Origin of the sequence: Nesterenkonia natronophila, assembly GCF_003595215.1 — a bacterium.
Classification (GTDB): Bacteria; Actinomycetota; Actinomycetes; order Actinomycetales; family Micrococcaceae; genus Nesterenkonia; species Nesterenkonia natronophila.
Genome location: NZ_QYZP01000003.1, coordinates 489,977 through 513,255, shown reverse-complemented (window position 1 = coordinate 513,255; position 23,279 = coordinate 489,977). Strand labels below are relative to the sequence as shown.

Genomic DNA, 23,279 nt, shown 5'->3' with positions numbered 1-23,279 from the left:
GCTGCGTTTATACCCGGGACGGAGCTCGTGCCGGGATTTCGACATCCGTCAGGGCGTGGGCTTCTGCCGGAGCCTAGGTCAGGATCGCTATCGTGCTGATCCTACTGCGCCGGCCCTCCGGCGTCACTGGTCGGTGTCCACTGCTGCTGGGCGGTCATGAGATGCTCGGCCTGCTGGCTCAAGCACTGGAGAGCATCTTCCACCAGGGGCTCCTGGCTGGTAGAACGCCGGACGTGCGCCACGATCCGCCGCTGCACCCTCGGTTTGTGCAGTGGTTTAACGATCACCCCCTGAGGCAGCTCCCGCAGGGCGAGATGCGGAAGGACCGTCACCCCGAGCCCCGCCGCGACCAGGCTCAGCGCGGCGTGATGGTCATCCAGGCGAGCGCTGAACTCGGGGGTGAACCCCGCAGCCTGACACGCCGAGCGGATGATCCGGCCGGTGGGGCTCTCATAGATGTCGTGGTCCACCCAGTGCTCATGTTCCAGCTGTTGCATACTGACGCTGTGCACCGCTGCAAGCGGGTGATCGGCCGGAACCGCGACCGCGAAGTCTTCGACGCACAGCTCGTGTCGCTGATAACCCTCCAGCGCAGCAGCGGGCTCGTCAAAGGACTCGTTGCGAATATCGATATCCGCAGGTCGCCGACCCTGACCGCCGTGCGGTTCATTGAGACTGATCTCAGCTGTCAGCTTCGGCTCCAGCTGCCGAGCGCGAAGAACCACCAGAGGAATCCACTCCTTCGCAACGGAGGAGAAACATGCGATGGCCAGATGTCTGCTGCGGTGGCTCCGCAGATCGTCGACCACTCGGTCCAATCGGTTCAGCCCGGCAAGAGCCTCATCAGCGTATTCTGCCAGCCTCAGTCCCGCGGCGGTGGGGCGAATGCCGCGACCGTCTCGTTCGAACAGCTGTAGACCCGTCTCCTTGCCCAGCACGGTGACGTGTTGGCTCACTGTAGCGGGGGAGTAGTGCAGGTTTCGCGCTGCGGCTTGGAGGGAACCGGCCGCCACTACAGCCTGGAAGACGCGAAGACGCTGCGGATTGAGCACGTCTCAATTATTCGTCAATTGCGAACGGTCGTCCACCATTCATTGCTTGTCCCATTTCCAGCTTTGCCGCAGGATAGAGCGGTGACACTCAGCACCTACCTCGCATTCCTCGGAGTTGCCGTGATCCTCGCGGTCACCCCGGGCCCCGACACTCTGCTGTCGCTGCGCTATGCATTGGTCTCCCGCCGAGCAGGTGCCGCGGCGGCAGCCGGTTCCTCTGTCGCGATGTTCGTGTGGGCTGCATTGGCCGCGCTGGGCCTCGCCGCGCTGTTCGAAGCCTCAGACATCGCCTACTACATCGTCAGTCTGCTCGGCGGCTGCTATCTGCTGTTACTGGGCGTCCGCACATCCCTCACTGCGCGCGGCCGCTTCCGTGACGCCGCGGTGATCACTGCTGCTGGTCTCCAGCAGGCCTCTCCCGCTCAGCAACAGACCACGACGCCGCTGACTCCCTTCTTCGCCGGCGTCGCCACCTGTATGACCAACCCAAAGGTGGGACTGTTCTTCCTGGCGCTGTTTCCACAGTTCACCCCGACCAGCATGGGACCCGCATTCGCCATCGCGGTATTGGGCGGAACGGTGGTGTTCACCGTCTACGCCTACTTGATCGGTGTGGTGTTACTGGTTGACGCAGCCAACCGTTGGCTGTCAAACCCGCGGGTCACGGGATGGATCGAGCTTGTGAGCGGACTGATGCTGCTGGGGTTGGGCGTCTATATGGTGATCGTCGGCACCCTGGGACTTCTGCCCTGAGCCCTTAGGATGGTCGGGTGACTCCTGAAGAACTCTCCGTCCTCGTGAAGACCACACTCGCTGAGGCCGTCGACGCTGGCCACATCACCCTCGAGACGCTCCCCGAGGATGTGCGGGTGGAACGGCCCAAGAGCCGCGATCACGGCGACTGGGCCACCAATATTGCCCTCCAATTGGCGAAACCCGCCGGGATGGCCCCACGCCAGTTGGCGGAGATTCTCTCCTCCCGACTCGCAGAACACGCACAGGTCACGCGGGTAGAAGTTGCCGGACCAGGCTTCATCAACGTCACTCTCGACGCCGCGGCCTCGGGCCAACTTGCTCACACCATTGTGGAAGCCGGAGACACCTACGGCCACAACCAAGCGCTGCAAGGGCACGTCATAAACCTGGAGTACGTCTCAGCGAATCCCACGGGACCGCTGCATATGGGCCACACTCGGTGGGCTGCCCTGGGAGATGCGCTATTGAGGCTGCTGCGCGCCTCCGGTGCAGAGGTCACCGCCGAGTACTACATCAATGACGCGGGCAGCCAGATGAATGTCTTCGCCGCTACAGTCCTCGCCGAGATCCACGGGGAGGACCGTCCCGAGGGCGGGTACCCCGGCGAATACATCACTGAGCTCGCTGACACAGTGGCGGCTCAGCGTCCCGACATACGGGACCTGCCCCGCCAGGAAGCCCACGGCCTGGTCCGTGAGCTCGCCTACCAGGCTCAGCTTGCCCAGATCCGCGGCACCCTGGAGAGCTTCGGCGTTCACTTTGACGAGTGGTTCTCGGAGAAGTCGCTGCACGATGAGGGCAGGATCCATGCGGCCATCGCCACCCTGCGCGAACAGGGGCACATCGACGACCGCGATGGCGCGGTGTGGCTGCGCACCACAGACTTCGGTGACGACAAAGACCGAGTGCTCATCAAGGACGATGGGGAACCCACGTACTTTGCTGCAGATGCCGCCTACTATTTGAGCAAACGCGAGCGCGGCTTCAGCGAAAAGATGTACATCCTCGGGGCCGACCACCACGGTTACGTGGGTCGCCTGAAAGCTATGGCGGCCTGTGCAGGAGACGACCCTGCACGAAGCATCGAAATTCTCATCGGCCAGCTGATGAGCGTCAAAGGTGCGCGGCTCTCAAAGCGCAAGGGCAATGTGATAGCACTGGATGACCTCATCGAATGGCTGGGCACCGATGCGCTTCGGTACACACTGGCCCGCTATCCTGCGGACTCACCCATCGACGTTGACCCCGACGTGCTGCAGTCAAAGACCAATGACAATCCGGTCTTCTACGTTCAGTACGCCCATGCTCGTGCCTGCAACGCAGCGCGCAACGCAGAGGCCCAGGGCGTCGACCACTCCAGCTTCAACGCCGCTCAGCTGAACCACCCGCGGGAGGAGGAACTTCTGGCGCATCTGGCCACCTTCCCCGTTACGGTGGCTCGAGCCGCTGAGCTGCGCGAGCCTCACCGGGTGGCACGGTACCTGGAGGATCTCGCGGGCGCTTATCACGCCTGGTATGCCAAGTGCAGGATCGCACCTTCCACTCTCGATGATGGCACCGTGGAGCCGGTCACCGAGCTCAACCGGACCAGGCTCTGGCTCAACAGCGCCACTTCGCAGGTGTTGCGCAATGGACTCGCACTGCTCGGTGTCAGCGCCCCGGAGCAGATGTGAAGGAGTCCATGTGACATCGAGACCACACCCGCTTGCCCCAGGATGGCTGAGCCCCCGTAACAATACCGACGACTTAGAGGCCGCACTCTTCCCGAGCACCACTTCTCGGAGTGACACCGGTGAGCTCGTCCTTGACGGGGTCCCGGTCAGTGAATTGGCGGCCACCTACGGCACTCCCCTCTACGTCTTCTCGGAAACGGACTTCCGCGCTCGAGCACGGCGGTTCCGAGGGGCGTTCAAGGAAGCCTTCGCACCGGATGCAGAAGTGGATGTGTTCTACGCTGGCAAAGCATTCCTCTCCACCCATGCTGCACGGTGGGCCGCGGAGGAGGGGCTGAACATAGACACAGCCAGCGGGGGAGAGCTCGCGATCGCGCTCGCGGCTGAGATCCCGCCAGCTCGCATCGGACTGCACGGCAATAACAAGTCCGATGCAGAAATTGCCCGAGCAGTGGAGTTGGGTCTCGGCCGCATCATCGCTGACTCGGTGGAGGAGATCGGACGCATCTCCTCGATCGCCTCCACTATGGGGCGTGCGGCTTCAGTCATGCTGCGCCTGACCCCCGGGGTTCATGCCTCGACTCACGAGTACATCGCCACAGCTCACGAAGATCAGAAGTTCGGACTCTCTCTCACCCCAGTCCCTGGAACCCAGCATGAATCGGCCAACCCTTACCTGGGCTCCCCGGCCTGGACAGCGGTGGAACAGGCCATTGAGGCACCCGGAGTCGATCTGATTGGTCTGCACTGCCACATCGGCTCGCAGATCTTCGAGCCCACCGGCTTCGAACTCGCCGCATCGAAACTCATTGATTTCCTCGCCTGCATCGAGTCCAGCCGCGGCGTCGTGCTACCCGAGCTGGACCTCGGCGGAGGGCACGGGATCGCCTACACCGAAGCCGATCACCCCAGGGAGCCAGAAACGATCGCGCGGGCTCTGGCATCTGCAGTTCGCGCTGCATGCAGCGAACACGGAGTAGCGATACCGCGGCTGAGTATAGAACCCGGACGCAGCATCGCTGGCCCTGCCGGCATCACGCTCTACAGTGCCGGGACCACCAAAGACGTGGTGGTCGAAGACGGCATCAGTCGTCGGTACATCGCAGTGGACGGGGGTATGGGAGACAATGCCAGGCCAGTGCTCTACGACGCTGACTACTCTGCCGTGCTCGCCTCCCGAAGGGTCACCGGGGAGCACATTCTGTCTCGCATTGTGGGAAAGCACTGTGAATCCGGAGATATTGTGGTCAGAAACGTATACTTGCCACCGGTTGTGACCCGGGGGGACTTCATTGCAGTGCCTGCTACCGGGGCCTACTGCCACTCGCTGTCGAGCAACTACAACTACCTCACCCGGCCCGCCGTGGTCGCCGTTCGAGACGGACAGACCCAGGTGCTCATCCGCCGGGAGACCGAACACATGATGCTCGCCCGCGACACTGGCTACACAGCACAAGCTGGCTGACGCTTGCGTCGCCGATACTGAACTCCCAAACTGAAGAGGTGATGATGGCTCTGCGGTCGCAGTCCAAATCAAGCGAAACGATCACAATTGGTCTGCTCGGAGCTGGCAATGTCGGCGCCCAAGTCGCTAAGACGCTCGTGGAGGAGCGGGAGCTGATATCCGCTCGTGTCGGCACGCCGATCAAACTCATCGGCGTCGCAGTGCGTGACCCAGAGTCTCCCCGAGACTGGCGCATTCCTGGAGAGCTGCTCACCACCGACGCTGAGGGTCTGGTGGATACGGCGGATCTCGTCATCGAACTCATCGGCGGCATCGAACCAGCCAGCGCGCTGATCGAGCGTGCTCTGCGCCGCGGGGCAGCCGTGGTCACTGGCAACAAGGCTCTGCTGGCCAGCCGAGGCACTGAGCTCGATGCCATCGCTGCCGAGACCGGTGCGCTGTTGCGTTACGAAGCGTCTGTGGGCGGGGCCATTCCTATCCTGCGTCCGATCGAGGAGTCGCTCTCCGGGGATCGGATCACCAAGGTGATGGGAATCGTCAACGGCACCACCAACTACGTGCTCGATCAGATGGACACAACCGGGGCAGCCTTCGACGACGCCTTGGAAGAGGCGCAGAAACTTGGCTACGCCGAGGCCGACCCCACCGCCGACGTTGCTGGGCTCGACGCCGCTGCAAAAGCCGCCATTCTGGGCACTCTGGCTTTCCATGCCCCGTTCAGCTTCGAGGACGTCTACTGCGAAGGGATCACCGAGGTCACGCAAGACGACATTGAAGCAGCCGCGGCTTCCGGATATGTCATTAAGCTCCTGGCCATCGCTGAGAAGCACACCGCGGGGCAAGCTCCCGGTGTGGTCCTGCGCGTGCACCCGACACTGCTGCCGCGGACTCACCCCTTGGCCAGCGTGCGCGGAGCGTTCAACGCGGTATTCGTCGTGGCCGAAAACGCTGGCGAACTGATGTTCTACGGGCAGGGCGCCGGAGGGCGTCCCACCTCGAGCGCAATTATGGGCGACGTGGTTGCCGTGGCTCGGCGGCTGCGCGCCCCGGTGCCCGAGGCTCCCACTATTTCACGCGAGGTCAATCTGCCACCGCTGCTGATCGACAAAGCCACCACGCAGTACTACATCGACATGGAGGTCGCGGATCGCGAAGGTGTGATCGCGGAAATCGCTCGGGTCCTGGCGGACCATCACGTCTCGATTGAGTCCATGCGCCAGCCGGGCAGCGTCACCGTCGAAGGTGAGGTCGAGGACAGCGACAACGGCGCCAAAGTCCAGGTGGTGACACATATTGCCAGTGAGAAGGACCTCCGCGAAACCGTGGAGGAGCTGCGCGGGCTTGATGTGGTCAAGACCGTAAACTCTGTGCTGCGAGTCGAAGTCAATAGGTAGGGAGAACACCACATGGCGCACCAGTGGCGAGGAGTCATCCGGGAGTATTTTGACCGGTTGCCGGTGAAGGAGGGTGACCGCATCATCAGCCTCGGCGAGGGTGGGACTCCCTTGGTGTACGCCCCGGCTCTCTCTGCCCTGGTAGCCGGCGACGTGCACCTGAAGGTAGAGGGTATGAACCCCACGGGTTCGTTCAAAGACCGAGGGATGACCATGGCGATCACCGCAGCGGTGGCTGACGGCGCCAAAGCAGTAGTCTGCGCCTCGACTGGCAACACCTCAGCCTCCGCAGCAGCGTATGCCACCCAGGCCGGGTTGACCTGCGCAGTCTTAGTGCCAGCAGGCAAGATCTCTATGGGCAAACTCTCCCAGGCGGTAGCACACGGGGCCGAGCTCATCCAGATTGACGGGAACTTTGACGGTTGCCTCGATGTTGCGCGAAAACTTGCGGAGAATTACCCTGTCTTCCTCGTCAACTCAGTCAACCCCGCCCGAATTGAGGGGCAGAAGACCGCCGCCTTCGAAGTGGTCGACGCGCTGGGCTCAGCTCCGGACTATCATCTGCTTCCGGTGGGCAACGCAGGCAACATCACCGCGTACTGGAAGGGTTATCAGGAGTACTTAGAAGATCACGTGATCACATCACTACCGCAGATGTGGGGCTTCCAGGCTGCAGGCGCAGCACCGATAGTCGCCGGCCACCCGATCACCGACCCGGAGACCGTGGCGACTGCGATCCGCATTGGAAACCCGGCCTCCTGGGAGTATGCCGAAGCAGCCCGAGACGAGTCCTCCGGCGTCATCGAGTCGGTCACCGATGATCAGATCCTCGCCGCACACCGGTGGCTCTCAGCAAAAGAGGGCGTGTTCGTGGAGCCCGCCTCAGCCTCTGGAGTGGCTGGGCTGCTGAAGAAGCACCAGGAAGGTCAGGTCCCAGCCGGCAAGACGTGGGTCATTACGGTGACCGGACACGGGCTTAAGGATCCAGACTGGGCGATCAACAACCCTCAGCTGCAGACCGGTGACGGCAACGATGCCGCCCCGACTCAGGTTCCGCAGGACGTCGAGACTGTAGCCCGAACCCTGGGGCTCTGAACATCACATGGGACTTCAGACCGGACGTTTGGGGCAGGGGCTCGGCCCGAGCGCCGCAGTAGGCGCTCCAGCCCAGAAGCTGCACGCCCCAATCAGTGCCGAAACGCACTTCCGCCTCCGGGTGCCGGCCACCAGCGCGAATCTGGGCCCGGGCTATGACACCCTCGGATTGGCCCTGGAGTGGCGCGACGAGATTCAGGTCAGTGCCCGGCCCCGCCGCGACCCGGAGCAGCCCGAGGTCGGGGTCGTTGTGACCGGGGAAGGAGCAGGGGACCTTCCCGCCGACGCGTCACACTTAGTGATCACCGCAGTGGAACGGATACTCGCCGCTAAGGGGTACCACCTGCCGGATCTCGATGTCCGGGCGCACAACACCATTCCGCACTCCCGGGGCCTCGGATCCTCTGCCGCGGCCATTGCTACCGCAGTGAAAACAGCTGATCAGCTCCTGCCCGGTGGGCTCAGCGATGATGAGCAGCTGCAGATCGGATCGCGCATGGAAGGCCATCCGGACAACTATGCTCCGGCGCTTCGCGGAGGAGCAGCAGTCTCCTGGTTGGCCTCGCACACCTCCGAGCTGGTGTTCCGCACCGCACCCCTGCAGGTACACTCGCAACTCCGTTGTGTCTTGGCGGTGCCGTCGTTCACCCAGTCGACCCAGGCAGCCCGGGATCTCCTGCCCGGAAGCGTGCCCCACGAGCAGGCCGCCAAGAACAGCTCGCGTGCGGCCCTGCTGGTGCACGCGATCACAGCAAACCCAAGGCTGCTGTTGGATGCCACAGAGGACTACCTTCACCAGGAGTACCGCCGACAAGCCTTCCCACAGTCCATGGCGCTGGTCGATGAGCTGCGGGCAGAAGGTTTCGCCGCGGTCATCTCCGGCGCGGGTCCCGCCGTGACTGTGCTGACCGACGAGGCGCACGCCCCGGAGGCCGCCGCATCCATCCAGGCCTTCACCAGCCAACATCCGGGCCGGGAGACGTTCGCAGCGTCGAATCTGCCTATAGCCCACACAGGTGCTATAGTTGAGTCACTGCGGTGATCGAAGTTATCGCCGCGTGACTTTCGCGCAGTTCGCGCTCTCCCAGCCGGGTTATTGACACAGCACGCACCTATTGAAGTGTTCAAACCCGAGTGTGTACATAAGTGTACTTAAGGGGAATTCTTCAACGCGTTGACGCGAAAGATTGCCATGGAAACCGTTGGCCGCATCTGAACGCGGTCTGCCTGACGAGGGAGAAGGAACCTTCGTGACAGAAACCACCACTGAGGGAGCACCTCAGGACGTGAAGAACGACGCCGACAGCAGCGCGAACACCGGTCTCGCCGGCCTCAAACTTGCACAGCTCAAGGCACTGGCCTCCCAACTTGGAATCGCCGGATCCTCCCGCATGCGGAAGTCTGACCTGGTCGAAGCCATCTCTGCCCACCAGCGCGGTGGAGCAGTTGCTGACCGCGACAAGAAGCAGGAAAAGCCGGCGGAGCAGACGAAGAGTGCTGCAGAGAACAATGGCACGGCAGCCACCACCGACGCCGCCGACCGCAGTACTGCTGCCCAAGACGAGCCCAAGAGCAACCAGTCCAATGAGGACGCGCAGCCAGAGAGCGAGGCCCAGCCCAAAGGCGAGTCCCAGCCCAAAGGTGAGGCCCAGCCCAAGGGCAGCAACCGTCATCGCCGCTCGCGGGGCAAGGGCGAGGAAGGCCGTGGGGGTCGCGACAACGCAGCCTCGGGCACCGACTCCTCATCCTCCGGTGGTGAGGGTCGCGATCGCGGTGACAACCAACGCCACCAGCGCGGTGATAAAAAGCAGTCCCATCAGTCCAGTCAGTCAGATTCGCAGGACCATCGCAAGGACCAGGAAAGCTTTGGTCGGGACAATGACAGCGACAACGAGCAGGACGAGGACCGCAACGATCGCCGAAACCGGCGGCGCAACCGAAACGACCGGAATCGGCGGGGACGCGACCGCAACCGCGGACCCGAGCACGATGATTCCGACTTCACCGAGGACGACCAGCTCATCCCTATCGCTGGCATCCTCGATGTCCTGGACAACTATGCGTTCGTGCGCACCTCCGGATACCTCCCCGGCCAGAACGACGTCTATGTCTCCCTGCAGCAGGTGAAGAAGAACAACCTGCGAAAAGGCGATGTGGTGACCGGATTCATCAAGGCCCCGCAGGACAACCCGAAGCAGAACAAGCGGCAGAAGTTCGCGGCTCTGGTGAAGGTGGACAAAGTCAACGGCCGGCCGGCAGAGGCAAACACAGACCGGGTTGACTTCAACAAGCTGACTCCGCTCTACCCGCAGGAGCGTCTGCGGCTTGAGGGAGACCCCAAGGATCTCGGCACCCGCGTGATAGACCTCGTGGCGCCTATCGGTAAGGGTCAGCGCGGCCTGATCGTCTCCCCGCCGAAGGCGGGTAAGACCATCATCCTCCAGGCGCTGGCGAAGGCGATCAAGGCCAACAATCCTGAGGTGCACCTCATGATGGTACTGGTCGATGAGCGTCCCGAGGAAGTGACCGATATGCAGCGCACCGTCGACGGTGAGGTCATTGCCTCGACCTTCGACCGACCTGCAGACGACCACACCACGGTCGCAGAGTTGGCCATAGAAAGAGCCAAGCGACTTGTGGAGGTCGGCAAGGATGTCGTGGTCCTCCTGGACTCCATGACCAGACTGGGCCGCGCCTACAACACAGCAGCCCCGGCTTCGGGCCGCATCCTCTCCGGGGGCGTCGACGCCAACGCGCTCTACCCACCCAAACGATTCTTCGGCGCCGCCCGCAACATTGAGAATGGTGGCTCGCTGACGATTCTGGCCACCGCCCTCGTGGAGACCGGCTCCAAGATGGATGAGGTCATCTTCGAGGAGTTCAAGGGCACCGGCAATATGGAGCTTCGGCTCTCACGCCGCTTGGCCGACAAGCGCATCTTCCCGGCTATCAGCGTGTCTGAGTCCTCTACCCGTCGTGAAGAGAACCTGCTCTCACCGCAAGAGGTGCAGATCATGTGGAAGTTGCGCCGCGTGCTCTCCGGACTGGAGCAGGAACAGGGCTTGGATCTTCTGCTGAAGAAAATCAAGGAGACCAGTTCCAATGCAGAGTTCCTGCTGCTGACCCAAAAGACGACCCTGGGCGGCAACGGCGACTAGGTTCGCGAAACAGGGGAAGACCCCGTCAGCTGTCCGAACACGGAACTGACGGGGTCTTTTCAGATCACGTCCCATTATGCTGTTCCCGGAGGAAGGCCTATGAGCACCGAGATCAACCCGCGTATGTTCGACTCCGTCGGCAGCCTCATCGAGGAGCACAAAGACCTCCAAGCCCGGCTTGCTGAGCCCGAGACGCACGCCGACCAATCGCTGGCGCGGAGGCTTGGTCGCCGCTATGCGCAGCTCAACGGCGTGGTCGAGGCCCACCGCCGCTGGACACAGCTCCAGGAGGACCTCGACACAGCACGTGAGCTCGGCGAAGACGACGCCGAATTCGCCGCCGAGGTGCCCCGACTGGAGGCGCAGCTGGAGGAGGCCTCAGAGCGCCTGCTGCGAATGCTCATCCCCCGAGACGAGAACGATGTGCGCAATGCGATTGTCGAAGTCAAAGGCGGAGCAGGAGGGGACGAGGCCGCACTGTTCGCAGGCGATCTGTTGCGCATGTATACCCGTTACGCCGAGTCCAAAGGGTGGAAGACGGAGCTCCTGTCCGCCACTGCGTCAGATGTAGGCGGTTACAAAGATGTCCAGGTCGCGATCAAGTCCAATACCAACGACCCAGCCGAAGGTGTCTACGCTCATCTGAAGTACGAAGGTGGGGTCCACCGAGTGCAGCGTGTGCCAGAGACTGAGTCGCAGGGTCGCATCCACACCTCTGCCGCCGGTGTTCTGGTCCTCCCCGAGGTCGACGAGCCTGAGGAGATCGATATCTCCCAGAACGACCTCAAGATCGACGTCTATCGATCCTCAGGCCCAGGGGGGCAAAGCGTCAACACCACGGACTCCGCGGTGCGCATCACTCACCTCCCCACCGGGATCGTGGTGGCGATGCAGAACGAAAAGTCCCAGCTGCAGAATAAGGAGGCCGCCATGCGGGTTCTGCGCTCCAGGCTCTTGGCCCACCAGCAGGAACAGCTTGATGAGGAAAGTGCGTTGGCCCGAAAGTCGCAGGTGCGCACTATGGATCGGTCCGAACGAATTCGCACTTACAACTTTCCCGAGAACCGTATTGTGGACCACCGCACAGGTTATAAGGCCTACAACCTGGACGCTGTGATCAACGGAGACTTGGAAGCTGTCATCGCGTCCTGCATCCAGCTGGATGAGCAGGAACGACTCGACGCGCTCTCCGAACAGTAAGCTCGGTTTCCGAAAGACGCTGACGTGGACCTCCTAACAACGCTTCGCCGAGCCGTTGAACGACTTGCGGCCGCTGAGATTCCAAGCCCGCAGACCGACGCCGAGCTGCTGGCCGCTCACGCTTGGGGGATAAGCCGCGCTGAGCTGAAGTTGCAAGTGATCTCCGGGGCCGCCGAGGCGGAAGCTGCGGACCAGATCCAGGACCGGTTCTGGGAGCTCATTGAGGAGCGAGCGCACCGAGTCCCTCTGCAGCACCTCACAGGCGTGGCGCCTTTCCGGTGGCTAGAGCTCCAGGTGGGGCCTGGGGTCTTCGTCCCACGTCCGGAAACGGAGACCGTGGTTGAGCTGGTCCTGCAGAAGCTGCGCGCCCTAGGTGCCTGCGGAGTTCCGAATCCGCGCGTCGTCGATCTCGGAACCGGGTCCGGGGCGATAGCGGCTTCGATCGCCACAGAGTACCCGGCCGCCGAGGTTCATGCCGTCGAGGTCTCCGTTGAGGCCGCTGCCTGGGCGGAGCTGAACTTCCGGCAAATTCCTAACGGCTCGAGTCCGGTGGTCATGCATCTGTGCGATCTGCGCGACTTCTCCCGGCAGTGGCACACGGATCCAGCCAATGCGGGCGCCCTTTTTGACGTGGTGGTGTCCAACCCACCCTACATTCCCCCCGGTATGATCCCGGTGGAGCCGGAGGTGCGTGAGCACGATCCAGAAATCGCGCTCTACGGCGGGGGATCCGATGGGCTGGAGCTTCCCGAGGCTGTCATACGGGCCGCCAAGCACCTGCTGGTTCCCGGCGGCTGGCTGATTTTGGAGCATGCGGAAGCGCATGCAGAGGCCTTGGCTGGGCTCTGCCGTGCCGACCCGATGCTTGAGAACGTGGAGACTCACCGGGACCTGACTGACCGGCAGCGATCCACCTCAGCAACGGTCAAGCGTGGCTGCCCGGCGGGGGATCAGCGCACATCAGAGTCGGCAGCGTGAAAGAATACAGCGCGTGAGCCAGACTTACGACGTGACGGAGCATAAGCGCCGCGAAACCGCTATAGACGCTGCCCGCAGTGCCCTTGGCCGGGGGGAGCCGGTGGTCCTGCCGACAGACACTGTGTACGGAATTGGGGTGGACGCTTTCAGCCCTCAGGCCGTGGCCGTTCTGCTCGCGGCCAAGGGCCGGAACCGGACCATGCCCCCGCCGGTCCTCATCGCACGCGCAGAGGTGATGGACGCACTGGCGACCGACATTCCAGAGGCTGCCCGCGAGCTGGCCGCCACTTTCTGGCCCGGAGGGCTGACCCTCATCCTGCATGCTCAGCCTTCTCTGGCATGGGACTTGGGGGAGACGCGCGGAACAGTGGCTCTACGCATGCCGGCCGACGAGGTCGCCCTTGAGCTGCTGGGCGCGGTTGGCCCGATGGCGGTCTCCAGCGCCAACCGCACCGGTCTGCCAGCGGCGACCACTGCAGCGGCCGCGCAGGAGATGCTCGCAGAATCTGTCGCTGTGTACCTCGATGATGGCGAACGTGCGCTGCAGCAGGCATCCACCATCGTGGACTGCACCAGTCCGGCTCCTATTGTGGTGCGCCACGGCGCGATTCCCCTCTATGAGCTCCAGGCCGTGGTGCCCGAGGTGGTCGCGACGGAATGATCTATTTTCTGATTGTTCTCACAGTCTCGGCTGTCGCCACCTATGCGCTGACCCCGCCGGTCCGCAGGATGTCACTGCGCCTGGGCATCTACACCGGCATCCGCTCACGGGATATTCACACCGAGGTCAAGCCCCGGTGGGGCGGCGTCGCCATCTACTTCGGCATGCTCGCCGGCATCGGGATCTCCGCTTTGATACCGCTGTTCTCGGGAATATTCGCTGATCTGACCCAGATCATGGGCGTAATTTTGGCTATGACGCTCATCATGGTCACAGGGATGGCAGACGACGCGTGGGACATTCACTGGCTGATCAAGCTTGCCGCTCAGATCGGCTCCGGGGTTCTCCTGGTTATCCATGGGATCCAGCTCGAAGTCATGCCGGTGGGCTGGCTCGGTGTGGGCGGACCCCTGCTGCAGGGTCTCCTCACCATCTTCCTCGTCGTACTGACGATCAACGCCTTCAACTTCATCGACGGACTTGACGGACTCGCAGCAGGGGTGGCCGCGATCGGCGGTGCGGCGTTCTTCATGTACAGCTACTTGTTGACGCTCGCCATCCGCGAGTTCGAACCCTCCCATCTGGTGACACTGCTCATGGCGGTCCTGGTGGGCTCCTGTCTCGGGTTCCTGCCGCACAATTTCTACCCTTCAAAGCTCATCATGGGGGACACCGGTGCCATGCTTCTGGGCTTCGTGATGGCCACCGGTGCCGTCATCGCGACAAGCTCGCTGGAATTGCACCAGGAACAGTTTCGCTTCCGCAACATTCCTGCCTACATGCCTGTGCTCCTCCCGCTGGCGGTGATGGTGCTGCCGGTCCTGGACCTGGTGCTCGCGGTGATTCGCCGGGCCCTGCGGGGACAGAGCCCATTTGCCCCGGACCGGGGACATCTCCACCACAAGCTGCTTGACTCAGGCTATTCGCACGCGCAGGCCGTCCTGCTGCTCTACCTCTGGGCGGGCCTGATCGCTTTTGGCTCGATCTCCTTCAACTTCCTCTCCTGGCAGCTGGTCACCGCATCGATGATCCTGACTCTCGGCATCGCGACCGTACTGACTCTCGGGCCTGGGATGCGAAAACGTGTTCGGGCCACTAATCGGCGCTCAGCGGCGCGCCTGGCGGAGGAGGGTCCGGGATGAGCGCTGCGGGATGGCGAGAAGTACTCACGAGAACTACAGCGGCAGGGCTCGGGACCCTTGGGCTGTCAACTGGGATCGCTGCGCTGGTTCACGGGACAGCGGCAGCCGCGTCGGCAGGGGCAGGGGGCGGTCTCGTGGTGGTGCTGTCGTTCATGTCCTTGGCGCTGATCGACTGGGCCGAGCGGCACCGGCCGCACCTCTCCATACCTCTGTTCATGATGGGATTCGGAGTGAAGATAGTGGCACTGGCCTTAGCGCTGCCCCTCGTTCAGCCCGGAGAGTGGCTGCAGCCGGAGTGGGCATTGGGAGCCGGAATCGCCGTTCTGTTGGTATGGCAAACCGTGGAAGTTCTCAGTTTCGCGCGGATGCGACTTGCTGTCGAACCTGATGCGTAGTTTTTCTACCCCTTGTAGTAGTGTTGTCACCGCTGGATAACGTGCCGTGCGCGGCGGTGAGCTTTGGTAGGCTTGGCGCGGGCCGCGGCTGGTTGTCTATGCGCCGACTTCCCTCGCCCAAACCCGAGATCCGTATGTCTCGATCATTCGACGACCGATGAGAGGACCAGCGTTGTCATCGCTTGCCCTGAGTGCCGCCGAAGAGGGTGGCTTCCAGCCGCCCACTATCAGTGAGACCCACCTTCCGGATATCCTCCCGTGGATGGCGCCTTGGGGCACCGGCTTCGGCAAGAACATGCTGATGGTGATTCTGGCCGTCGTGCTCATTACCTGGCTGTTCAGCTTTGCAATCCGCAAGCAGGCTCTGGTCCCCTCCCGCGGGCAGTATCTGGCCGAATCGGCCTACGGTTTCGTGCGCAACACCATGGGACGCGACATTCTGGGGGACAAGCATTTCCGTCCCTGGATCCCACTTCTATTCACAGTCTTCTTCTTCGTCCTGTTCAACAACCTCTTCGGAGCGATTCCAGGACTCCAAATGCCGACCTTCTCCCATGCGGGTCCCGCATATGCGATGGCTGCCATTATTTGGGTCACCTGGATCGGACTGGGTTTCAAGCTCCATGGTGCGAAGTTCATGAAGCTGATGACGGTGCCCTCAGGAGTGCCGAAGCCGCTGCTGCTAATTCTCACTCCGTTGGAGTTCCTCTCCAACTTCATCATCCGCCCGCTGACGCACAGTCTGCGTCTGATGGCTGTGATGCTCGCTGGGCACATCATCGTGATGCTTGCGGGTTCGGGAGCTGAGTTCCTGATCGCACAGCAGGAAGGCATCGCCAACGCAGGTTTGGGCGTAGCTGTTCTGCTCGGCTCCATCCCGCTGTACTTTCTTGAATTGATCATGATGGTGCTGCAGGCGTTTGTGTTCGCCCTGCTGACCGCCATCTACATCCAAGGCTCCATTGAAGCCGACGCTCATTGACCCTGTAAGAACCCCAAACTAACGAGTTCCCGCACAATTTTCCGGTGAAAGACACCGGGAGCGAGACAGAAAGAGAGAAATACATGGAAGGCACCCTGAACATGATCGGCCTCGGCCTCGCTGGATTCGGCGCGGCCATCGCGATCGGCATGGTCTTCGCTGCCTACCTCAATGGTGTGGCACGTCAGCCGGAGGCTCAGCGTGTGCTGCAGCCTATTGCGCTGTTGGGCTTCGCCCTTGCTGAGGCCGTGTTCATTCTGGCCATCGTCTTCGCCTTTGTGCTCTGACACAGGTTCAGCAGACACGCAGCCGCCGTATGTGACGGTGGCGCCAGAAGACCGTCAGACTAGTGAAGATGGGTGAAAACATGGTCAGCACAACACTGATCCGGGCAGCGGAGTACGAGGACGCCAACCCGCTGCTCCCCAACCCCTGGGAAGCTGCCGTAGCCGGTATCGGCTTCATCGTGCTTTTCATCATCGTCGTCAAGGTAATCGCCCCAAGGTTTGAGCAGTCGTACCAGAACCGGGTTGAGGCCATCGAAGGCGGACTCAACCAGGCTGAGGAGGCTCAGGCCGAGGCCGAGGCTCTGAGGGCTGAGTACGAGCAGCAGCTGGCAGACTCGCGCGCCGAGGCGTCCAAGATTCGTGAAGAAGCACGCGCGGAGGGCGCACAACTGGTCGCTGAGGCTCAGGAGAAAGCTGCCGCAGAAGGGGCGCGGATCCGCGAGCAGGCGCAGGCTCAGATTGAAGCTGACCGTGCGGCCGCTGCCGCATCCCTGAAGGCTGAGGTCGGCACGCTGGCTACGCAGCTTGCTTCGAAGATTGTCGGCGAGGCCCTCGATGACGATGCTCGCTCCAACCGAGTGGTGGACCGCTTCCTCGCTGACTTGGATGCTGAGCAGCAATCTCAGGGGGCACCACAGTAATGGCAGTGCAGTTCAGCGGATCCAGTCGGTCCAGAGCCTCACTGCAGACGCTGCAGAGCGAGCTGGAGACTATCCTCTCCGCAGCTGATCTGGCGGTGGCCGATGAGTTGTTCACCGCGCTCGATGTGTTGGACGGCTCGGCGGCCCTGCGTCGGTCGCTGACTGACCCCTCTCGGGAGCCAAATGCCCGCGTGGGAGTCGTTCGGTCTTTGTTCGCGCACCAGGCGCAGCAGGCCACGCTGCAAATCTTGGAGGCAGCAGTCTCCCAGCGCTGGAGCACCGAGCGTGATTTGGGTGATGCGGTGGAGACGCTCGCGGTGATAGCTGTCGCGGCGAAGGCGGAGAGTCGGGGTCTCCAAGGTCTCGAGGATCTGGAGACCGCACTCCTGACCTTTCGCCGGACCATCGCTGAATCGCACGATCTGCAGCGAGCTTTGAGTCAGGACCAGGCACCAGCCTCAGCTAAGCAGAAGCTCGCAGCACAGCTCAGTGCCGATGCCTCCCCGGAAACGCGACTGCTGATTGATCGTGCCGTAACCGCTCCGCGCGGACTGCGGACGTCGGCCTTGGTTGAACGTTTTGCTGGAGTGATTGCAAAGCGCCAGGACCGCTGGATCGCACAGGTCACTGTGGCCAAGGATCTCGGCAGTACCTACCTGACCAAGCTGTCGACAAGTCTGGACAAGTACTTCGGCAGGGAGCTGAAGTTGGATGTAGTTGTCGACCCGTCTGTGGTCGGGGGCATCCGAGTCCAAGTGGGCGACGAAGTGGTTGACAGCACTGTTGCCGCCCGACTGAACGAGCTGAACCGCACTATTGCCCGCTAGCTCAGCTAGCCCGACAGACAACTTTTTGACCCGTACGGCCGTGCAGGACACGGCCACTGATAGAGGAGAGCAGGGACTGCAGATGGCTGATTTGACCATCAATGCCGATGACGTCCGCAACGCCTTGAACGAGTTCGCCGCGTCTTATGAGCCGGGCGGTGCCGAGCGCACCGAGGTGGGGCGCGTGATCTCCGCGGCTGACGGCATTGCACGGGTAGAGGGTCTTCCCTCGACCATGTCGAACGAACTTCTTCGCTTCGAAGACGGCACATTGGGCTTGGCACAGAACCTCGACACTCGCGAAATCGGCGTCGTGGTTCTCGGGGCCTTCGCAGGTATCGAAGAAGGTCAGGAGGTCACCCGAACAGGAGAGGTGCTCTCCGTTCCAGTGGGCGACAGCTTCCTGGGCCGCGTGGTGGACCCGCTGGGCGCGCCGATTGATGACATGGGTGCAATCGAGGCGGAGTCACGTCGGGCGCTCGAGCTGCAGGCACCGTCAGTGGTGCAGCGCAAGTCGGTCCATGAGCCGCTGCAGACGGGCATCAAAGCTATTGATGCAATGATCCCCATTGGTCGTGGTCAGCGCCAGCTGATCATTGGTGACCGCCAGACCGGAAAGACCGCCATCGGAATCGATGCGATTCTCAACCAGAAGGCGAACTGGGAGTCCGGCGATGTGAACAAGCAGGTGCGCTGCATCTACGTGGCTGTGGGACAGAAGGCTTCTACGATCGCCGCAGTGCGTCAGACCTTGGCTGACCGCGGGGCCCTCGAGTACACCACGATCGTGGCATCACCTGCGTCTGACCCAGCTGGTTTCAAGTACCTGGCACCGTTCGCCGGCTCCGCCATTGGACAGCACTGGATGTACGGCGGCAAACACGTTTTGATCATCTTTGACGACCTGTCCAAGCAGGCGGAAGCATACCGCGCAGTCTCGCTGCTGCTTCGTCGGCCGCCGGGTCGGGAAGCTTTCCCCGGCGACGTGTTCTACCTGCACTCCCGCCTATTGGAACGTTGTGCCAAGCTCTCCGACGAGCTCGGTGCCGGGTCGATGACCGGTCTGCCGATGGTAGAGACCAAGGCCAACGACGTGTCGGCCTATATTCCGACCAACGTCATCTCGATCACTGACGGCCAGATCTTCCTGCAGTCGGACTTGTTCAACGCGAACCAGCGCCCTGCTGTCGACGTCGGCATCTCAGTCTCCCGCGTGGGTGGAGCCGCTCAAGTGAAGGCCATGAAGAAGGTCTCCGGCACGCTGAAGCTGGACCTGGCCCAGTACCGGGATATGCAGGCGTTCGCCATGTTCGCCTCCGACCTAGATCCCGCAACGCGTCAGCAGCTGACTCGGGGTGAGCGACAGACGGAACTGCTGAAGCAGCCGCAGTACACCCCGTTCCCCGTTGAGGAGCAGGTGGTATCCATTTGGGCCGGAGCCCAGGGGCACCTCGACGACGTGGAACTGGCAGACATCAAGCGTTTCGAGGCGGAATGGATCGAACACCTCCGCCGCAAGACCGATGTGCTGACCAACGTCGCCTCCACCGGCAAGCTCGAGGACGACACCATGAACACGCTCAATGCGGAAATTGAGACTTTCAAGCGAAATTTCCACTCCGAAGGGGCAGAGTCACTGGTCGGCAATGAGACCGCTGAGGCGCTTTCTGACGAGGACATCGAGCAGGAAGAGATCCCCGCCTCCAAGTGAGTGTGGCAGAACTCTTCGACATGAACTAAGGAAGGACAAGCATGGGAGCCCAGATCCGGGTCTATCGCCAGAAAATCGCATCGACTTCGTCGATGAAGAAGATTTTCAAGGCGATGGAACTGATCGCGACCTCGCGGGTCGGCAAGGCACGCAGCCGTGCACAAGCGGCCTCGCCGTACGCGGAGGCCATCACCCGTGCGGTGTCGGCCGTTGCCTCGCAGGACGATGTGGAGCATGTTCTCACAGAGAAAGCGAACAACCCGCAGCGCGCTGCCGTGCTCATCATGGCTAGTGACCGCGGTCTCGCAGGCGCCTACTCAACCAACGTGCTGAAGCGTTCGGAGTCTCTGCTGGCCCGCCTCAGGCAGGACGATATTGAGGCACGGCCTTATCTTTACGGGCGCAAGGCTCAGGCCTTCTACGACTTCCGAGACCGCGAGTACGACCAGGTATGGACAGGTCAGACCGACTCTCCGTCAGTCGAGCGTGCCCGTGAGATCGGCAAGACCCTGGTGGACCAGTTCGTAGAGCCCGTCGAGTCCGGCGGGGTGGACGAGATCTATCTCGTCTTCACAGAGTTCAAGTCGATGGTGACCCAGGAACCGGTGGTCAAGAGGCTCCTTCCCCTTTCGGTGGTGGAGTCTGAGGAAACTTCCGGTGCTGGGCCGATGCCGCTCTACGACTTCGAACCCTCGCCCGAGGAGGTGCTGGACGCGCTGCTGCCTCGGTACATTGAGTCGCGCATCTTCTCCGCCATGTTGGAAGCGTCTGCTTCCGAGCTGGCAGCACGTCAGAAGGCCATGAAGTCCGCAGCCGACAACGCCGACGAGCTGATCCGCAAGTACACGCTGCTTCGGAACAATGCACGCCAGGCTGAAATCACCCAGGAGCTCACCGAGCTCATCGCCGGTGCCGACGCGCTGGCGTCGTCGTAAGAAAGTGAGAGAGATGACTGCCACTACTGCAGAACAGCCCACAGAGGCCGTGCAGCCCGGCGCGACCGGTAGGGTCGCCCGTGTCATCGGCCCGGTGGTGGACATTGAGTTCCCCGCCGACGCTATCCCAGGCATGTACAACGCCCTCACCGCTGAGCTGACCCTCGGCGGGGAGACAAAGACCGTGACCTTCGAGGTAGCCGCCCACCTGGGCGACAACCTTGTCCGCGCCATCTCGCTCCAGGCCACTGACGGTCTGGTTCGCGGAGTGAACGTCCAGGACACGGGCGCGCCGATCTCCGTTCCCGTAGGGGAGACGGTCAAAGGCCACCTCTTCAATGTGCTGGGAGAGACGCTTGACGTCCCCACCGCAGAGCTAGACTTCACCGAACGCTGGCCCATCCACCGCGAGGCTCCTAACTTTGCGGCGCTGGAAGGCTCTACGGAGATGCTGGAAACCGGCATCAAAGTGATTGACCTTCTGACTCCGTACATCAATGGCGGCAAGATCGGCCTCTTCGGCGGCGCGGGCGTCGGAAAAACCGTGCTCATCCAGGAGATGATCACCCGTGTGGCACGCAACTTCGGTGGCACCTCCGTTTTCGCCGGTGTGGGGGAGCGCACCCGTGAGGGTAATGACCTCTGGGTGGAGATGGAAGAAGCAGGAGTTCTCAAGGACACCGCCCTGGTCTTCGGACAGATGGATGAGCCGCCGGGAACCCGTCTGCGTGTGGCGCTGAGCGCCTTGACCATGGCGGAATACTTCCGTGACGTCAAGAACCAAGACGTCTTGCTTTTCATTGACAACATTTTCCGCTTCTCACAGGCAGGCTCCGAAGTCTCCACGCTGCTGGGTCGCATGCCCTCGGCAGTGGGTTACCAGCCGAACCTCGCAGACGAGATGGGTGTGCTGCAGGAGCGGATCACCTCGACTCGCGGTCACTCGATCACCTCTATGCAGGCGGTCTACGTGCCAGCCGACGACTACACCGACCCTGCTCCAGCCAACGTGTTTGCGCACTTGGACGCCACGACGGAGCTATCCCGCGCCATCGCCTCGCGTGGTCTGTACCCAGCTGTTGATCCACTGACTTCCACCTCCCGAATTCTGGACCCCCAGTACATCGGGCAGGAGCACTACGACTGTGCTACTCGGGTCAAGCAGATTCTGCAGAAGAACAAGGAACTGCAGGACATCATCGCGATCCTTGGTGTGGACGAGCTCTCAGAAGAGGACAAGATCATTGTCTCCCGAGCCCGCCGCATAGAGCAGTTCCTGTCTCAGAACACCTACACCGCTGTCCAGTTCACCGGCGTGGAAGGCTCAACGGTTCCCATCAAGGACACCATTGAGGGCTTCAACGCGATCGCTAACGGTGATCTTGACCATGTCCCAGAGCAGGCTTTCTACAACATTGGCGGCCTGGACGACGTGGAGCGCAAGTACGCCGAGATGCAGAAGCAGGGCTGATCCTGATGGCCACTCTCGATGTACAGGTTGTTGCTGCGGATCACGCAGTGTGGTCCGGTGAGGCGAGGTCCTTGACCGGCCGCACCGTAGAGGGTGATATCGGCATCCTGCCTGGACACTCGCCTTTCCTCGCTCTCCTGGCTCAGGGAGACCTCACCATTGAGCCGGTGGAGGGGCCCACCGTGAAGGCGTACGTCAAGGGAGGCTTCTTCTCCGTTGACTCGGATAAGATCACAGTCGTCGCCGACGAGGCAGACGTAACTGACTGATCGGGAGATTTTCACTCGCTGGCAGAACTGGTGGCTCCGGCGCATGCCGGGGCCACCAGTTCGTTGAGACCCCGCTGTGCAGTTCTCCGATAGGATCAATAACCGTGCGATTAGTCATTGCCAGCTGCTCCGTGCACTATTCTGGGCGTTTGAACGCGCATCTAGCGTTGGCTAAGCGGCTCGTCATGATCAAAGCCGATGGTGCCGTGCTGATCCACTCTGACGGCGGTTCTTATAAGCCGCTCAACTGGATGTCCCCCCCGGCCGTCCTGAAAGTTGCTGCACCCGATGAGCATCAGGCCCGGGCTGGGATTCAGGAGGTGTGGACTGTCTCCGCTGAGAAGACCGATGACCAGCTGAACATCCTGATCTCGGAGTTTCATCACGATACAGCCCATGAACTGGGCTCGGACCCAGGTTTGGTCAAAGACGGGGTGGAGGCAGACCTGCAGCGTCTGCTGGCTGAGCAGATCGAGCGGCTGGGTGATGGCCATACGCTCATCCGGAGGGAACACGCTACCCCCATCGGCCCCGTGGACATTCTGGCCAGAGGCCCCAACGGAGTGGTCGCGGTGGAGCTGAAGCGCCGCGGCGATATTGACGGCGTCGAGCAGCTCACGCGCTATCTGGAGCTGTTGAACAGGGATCCGCTGCTCTCGCCGGTGGCCGGTGTCTTCGCCGCACAACAGATAAGACCCCAGGCCCGCACGCTTGCGGAGGATCGCGGAATTCGCTGCGTGGTGCTGGATTACGAAGACATGAAGGGGGAAGAGTCTGGCGCTCCCCGGCTCTTCTGAGCCTGGCAGCCGTGCTGGAGTCGAGCTATCCTGAGATTCTCCAACAGTGTGTGTGCCAATGTCGACGTTCGGAGGCCGCATTGTCATCACCCAGAATCCAATCAGCTCGCCAAGCCACCACATGGGCCGTTCCTGCGTTGATGGGAAGCCGGCAGGCTGGGCAGGTGTACTCTTTAAAGGCTGCAGAGCCTGAGATGCGCCGCACATAGTACTCACCATCGCGGCGCTTGACCCGGCCGGAGCTGAGACCTCCCGGTGCCAGGGAATCAGCGTTCAGCGGTCGTCGCTGCTGCTGCCACTTGGAGCTGCCACGTCGTCGTCCACCTTTCGCCACGTGGCTATTCTGTCAGAGCACTCAGCGACCTGAGAATAGGCTGAATTGTAACCATA

General features: G+C 62.1%; 23 protein-coding genes. 21 read left to right on the top strand and 2 right to left on the bottom strand.

Annotation, left to right across the window (positions count from 1 at the left end; genetic code table 11):
• Positions 1-101: 101 nt before the first annotated feature.
• Entirely contained in the window at positions 102-1,052 is a 951-nt protein-coding gene (locus tag D3250_RS11735) for a LysR family transcriptional regulator (RefSeq protein WP_147383529.1), read from the bottom strand.
• Positions 1,053-1,133: 81 nt separating this feature from the next.
• Here D3250_RS11735 and D3250_RS11300 point away from each other — a divergent pair, with 81 nt between their 5' ends.
• The 21 genes from D3250_RS11300 (at position 1,134) to nucS (ending at position 22,889) form a co-directional block, all read left to right on the top strand.
• On the top strand, positions 1,134-1,805 hold the full coding sequence (locus tag D3250_RS11300; RefSeq protein ID WP_158583134.1) for a LysE family translocator: 672 nt from the start codon (positions 1,134-1,136) through the stop codon (positions 1,803-1,805).
• A gap of 17 nt (positions 1,806-1,822) precedes the next feature.
• A complete protein-coding gene (gene argS, locus D3250_RS11295) occupies positions 1,823-3,481 on the top strand; it encodes an arginine--tRNA ligase (RefSeq protein ID WP_119903472.1) in 1,659 nt (552 codons plus the stop codon).
• Positions 3,438-4,946: a diaminopimelate decarboxylase gene (gene lysA / locus D3250_RS11290; RefSeq protein WP_119903471.1), complete on the top strand. Its 1,509-nt coding sequence runs from the start codon at positions 3,438-3,440 to the stop codon at positions 4,944-4,946. Before argS ends, lysA begins: the two co-directional genes overlap by 44 nt.
• Before the next feature lie 41 nt (positions 4,947-4,987).
• Positions 4,988-6,340 (top strand): homoserine dehydrogenase, encoded by a 1,353-nt coding sequence (locus tag D3250_RS11285; protein WP_225973314.1) that lies wholly within the window; start codon positions 4,988-4,990, stop codon positions 6,338-6,340.
• Between the two features lie 12 nt (positions 6,341-6,352).
• The gene (gene thrC, locus D3250_RS11280; RefSeq protein WP_119903470.1) at positions 6,353-7,435 is read left to right on the top strand and encodes a threonine synthase; all 1,083 of its coding nucleotides are present in this window, start codon (positions 6,353-6,355) and stop codon (positions 7,433-7,435) included.
• Positions 7,436-7,442: 7 nt separating this feature from the next.
• A complete protein-coding gene (gene thrB / locus D3250_RS11275) occupies positions 7,443-8,477 on the top strand; it encodes a homoserine kinase (protein WP_119903469.1) in 1,035 nt (344 codons plus the stop codon).
• 208 nt (positions 8,478-8,685) lie between these two features.
• Positions 8,686-10,593, top strand: coding sequence for a transcription termination factor Rho (gene rho / locus D3250_RS11270; protein WP_225973293.1), 1,908 nt, complete (start codon positions 8,686-8,688; stop codon positions 10,591-10,593).
• Positions 10,594-10,716: 123 nt separating this feature from the next.
• Positions 10,717-11,793, top strand: a complete 1,077-nt coding sequence (prfA, locus tag D3250_RS11265; protein WP_119903586.1) for a peptide chain release factor 1 — start codon at positions 10,717-10,719, stop codon at positions 11,791-11,793.
• A gap of 24 nt (positions 11,794-11,817) precedes the next feature.
• Positions 11,818-12,771 carry a peptide chain release factor N(5)-glutamine methyltransferase gene (gene prmC, locus D3250_RS11260; RefSeq protein WP_119903468.1) on the top strand — a complete coding sequence of 318 codons (954 nt, stop codon included), beginning with the start codon at positions 11,818-11,820 and terminating at the stop codon, positions 12,769-12,771.
• Between the two features lie 4 nt (positions 12,772-12,775).
• The gene (locus D3250_RS11255; RefSeq protein WP_438830154.1) at positions 12,776-13,432 is read left to right on the top strand and encodes an L-threonylcarbamoyladenylate synthase; all 657 of its coding nucleotides are present in this window, start codon (positions 12,776-12,778) and stop codon (positions 13,430-13,432) included.
• Positions 13,429-14,574: an MraY family glycosyltransferase gene (locus D3250_RS11250; RefSeq protein ID WP_119903466.1), complete on the top strand. Its 1,146-nt coding sequence runs from the start codon at positions 13,429-13,431 to the stop codon at positions 14,572-14,574. The genes D3250_RS11255 and D3250_RS11250 overlap by 4 nt, the downstream gene beginning before the upstream one ends.
• Entirely contained in the window at positions 14,571-14,969 is a 399-nt protein-coding gene (locus D3250_RS11245) for a hypothetical protein (RefSeq protein WP_119903465.1), read from the top strand. The genes D3250_RS11250 and D3250_RS11245 overlap by 4 nt, the downstream gene beginning before the upstream one ends.
• Before the next feature lie 172 nt (positions 14,970-15,141).
• Positions 15,142-15,951, top strand: a complete 810-nt coding sequence (gene atpB / locus D3250_RS11240) for a F0F1 ATP synthase subunit A (RefSeq protein WP_192892600.1) — start codon at positions 15,142-15,144, stop codon at positions 15,949-15,951.
• 83 nt (positions 15,952-16,034) lie between these two features.
• A complete protein-coding gene (locus tag D3250_RS11235) occupies positions 16,035-16,238 on the top strand; it encodes a F0F1 ATP synthase subunit C (protein ID WP_119903463.1) in 204 nt (67 codons plus the stop codon).
• 80 nt (positions 16,239-16,318) lie between these two features.
• Positions 16,319-16,879 carry a F0F1 ATP synthase subunit B gene (locus D3250_RS11230; protein WP_119903585.1) on the top strand — a complete coding sequence of 187 codons (561 nt, stop codon included), beginning with the start codon at positions 16,319-16,321 and terminating at the stop codon, positions 16,877-16,879.
• Complete coding sequence (locus tag D3250_RS11225; RefSeq protein WP_119903462.1) at positions 16,879-17,706, top strand: F0F1 ATP synthase subunit delta; 828 nt, start codon at positions 16,879-16,881, stop codon at positions 17,704-17,706. The genes D3250_RS11230 and D3250_RS11225 overlap by 1 nt, the downstream gene beginning before the upstream one ends.
• Positions 17,707-17,788: 82 nt before the next feature.
• Positions 17,789-19,417 (top strand): F0F1 ATP synthase subunit alpha, encoded by a 1,629-nt coding sequence (gene atpA, locus D3250_RS11220; RefSeq protein WP_119903461.1) that lies wholly within the window; start codon positions 17,789-17,791, stop codon positions 19,415-19,417.
• A 41-nt stretch (positions 19,418-19,458) separates the two neighbouring features.
• Positions 19,459-20,352: a F0F1 ATP synthase subunit gamma gene (locus D3250_RS11215; RefSeq protein WP_119903460.1), complete on the top strand. Its 894-nt coding sequence runs from the start codon at positions 19,459-19,461 to the stop codon at positions 20,350-20,352.
• A 13-nt stretch (positions 20,353-20,365) separates the two neighbouring features.
• Positions 20,366-21,823 carry a F0F1 ATP synthase subunit beta gene (atpD, locus tag D3250_RS11210; RefSeq protein ID WP_119903459.1) on the top strand — a complete coding sequence of 486 codons (1,458 nt, stop codon included), beginning with the start codon at positions 20,366-20,368 and terminating at the stop codon, positions 21,821-21,823.
• 5 nt (positions 21,824-21,828) lie between these two features.
• On the top strand, positions 21,829-22,092 hold the full coding sequence (locus D3250_RS11205; RefSeq protein ID WP_119903458.1) for a F0F1 ATP synthase subunit epsilon: 264 nt from the start codon (positions 21,829-21,831) through the stop codon (positions 22,090-22,092).
• A gap of 104 nt (positions 22,093-22,196) precedes the next feature.
• On the top strand, positions 22,197-22,889 hold the full coding sequence (gene nucS / locus D3250_RS11200) for an endonuclease NucS (RefSeq protein ID WP_119903457.1): 693 nt from the start codon (positions 22,197-22,199) through the stop codon (positions 22,887-22,889).
• Between the two features lie 25 nt (positions 22,890-22,914).
• Here the strand turns inward: nucS and D3250_RS11195 are convergent, their stop codons facing one another.
• Positions 22,915-23,223 (bottom strand): Rv1322 family protein, encoded by a 309-nt coding sequence (locus D3250_RS11195; protein ID WP_225973292.1) that lies wholly within the window; start codon positions 23,221-23,223, stop codon positions 22,915-22,917.
• Positions 23,224-23,279 lie beyond the last annotated feature (56 nt).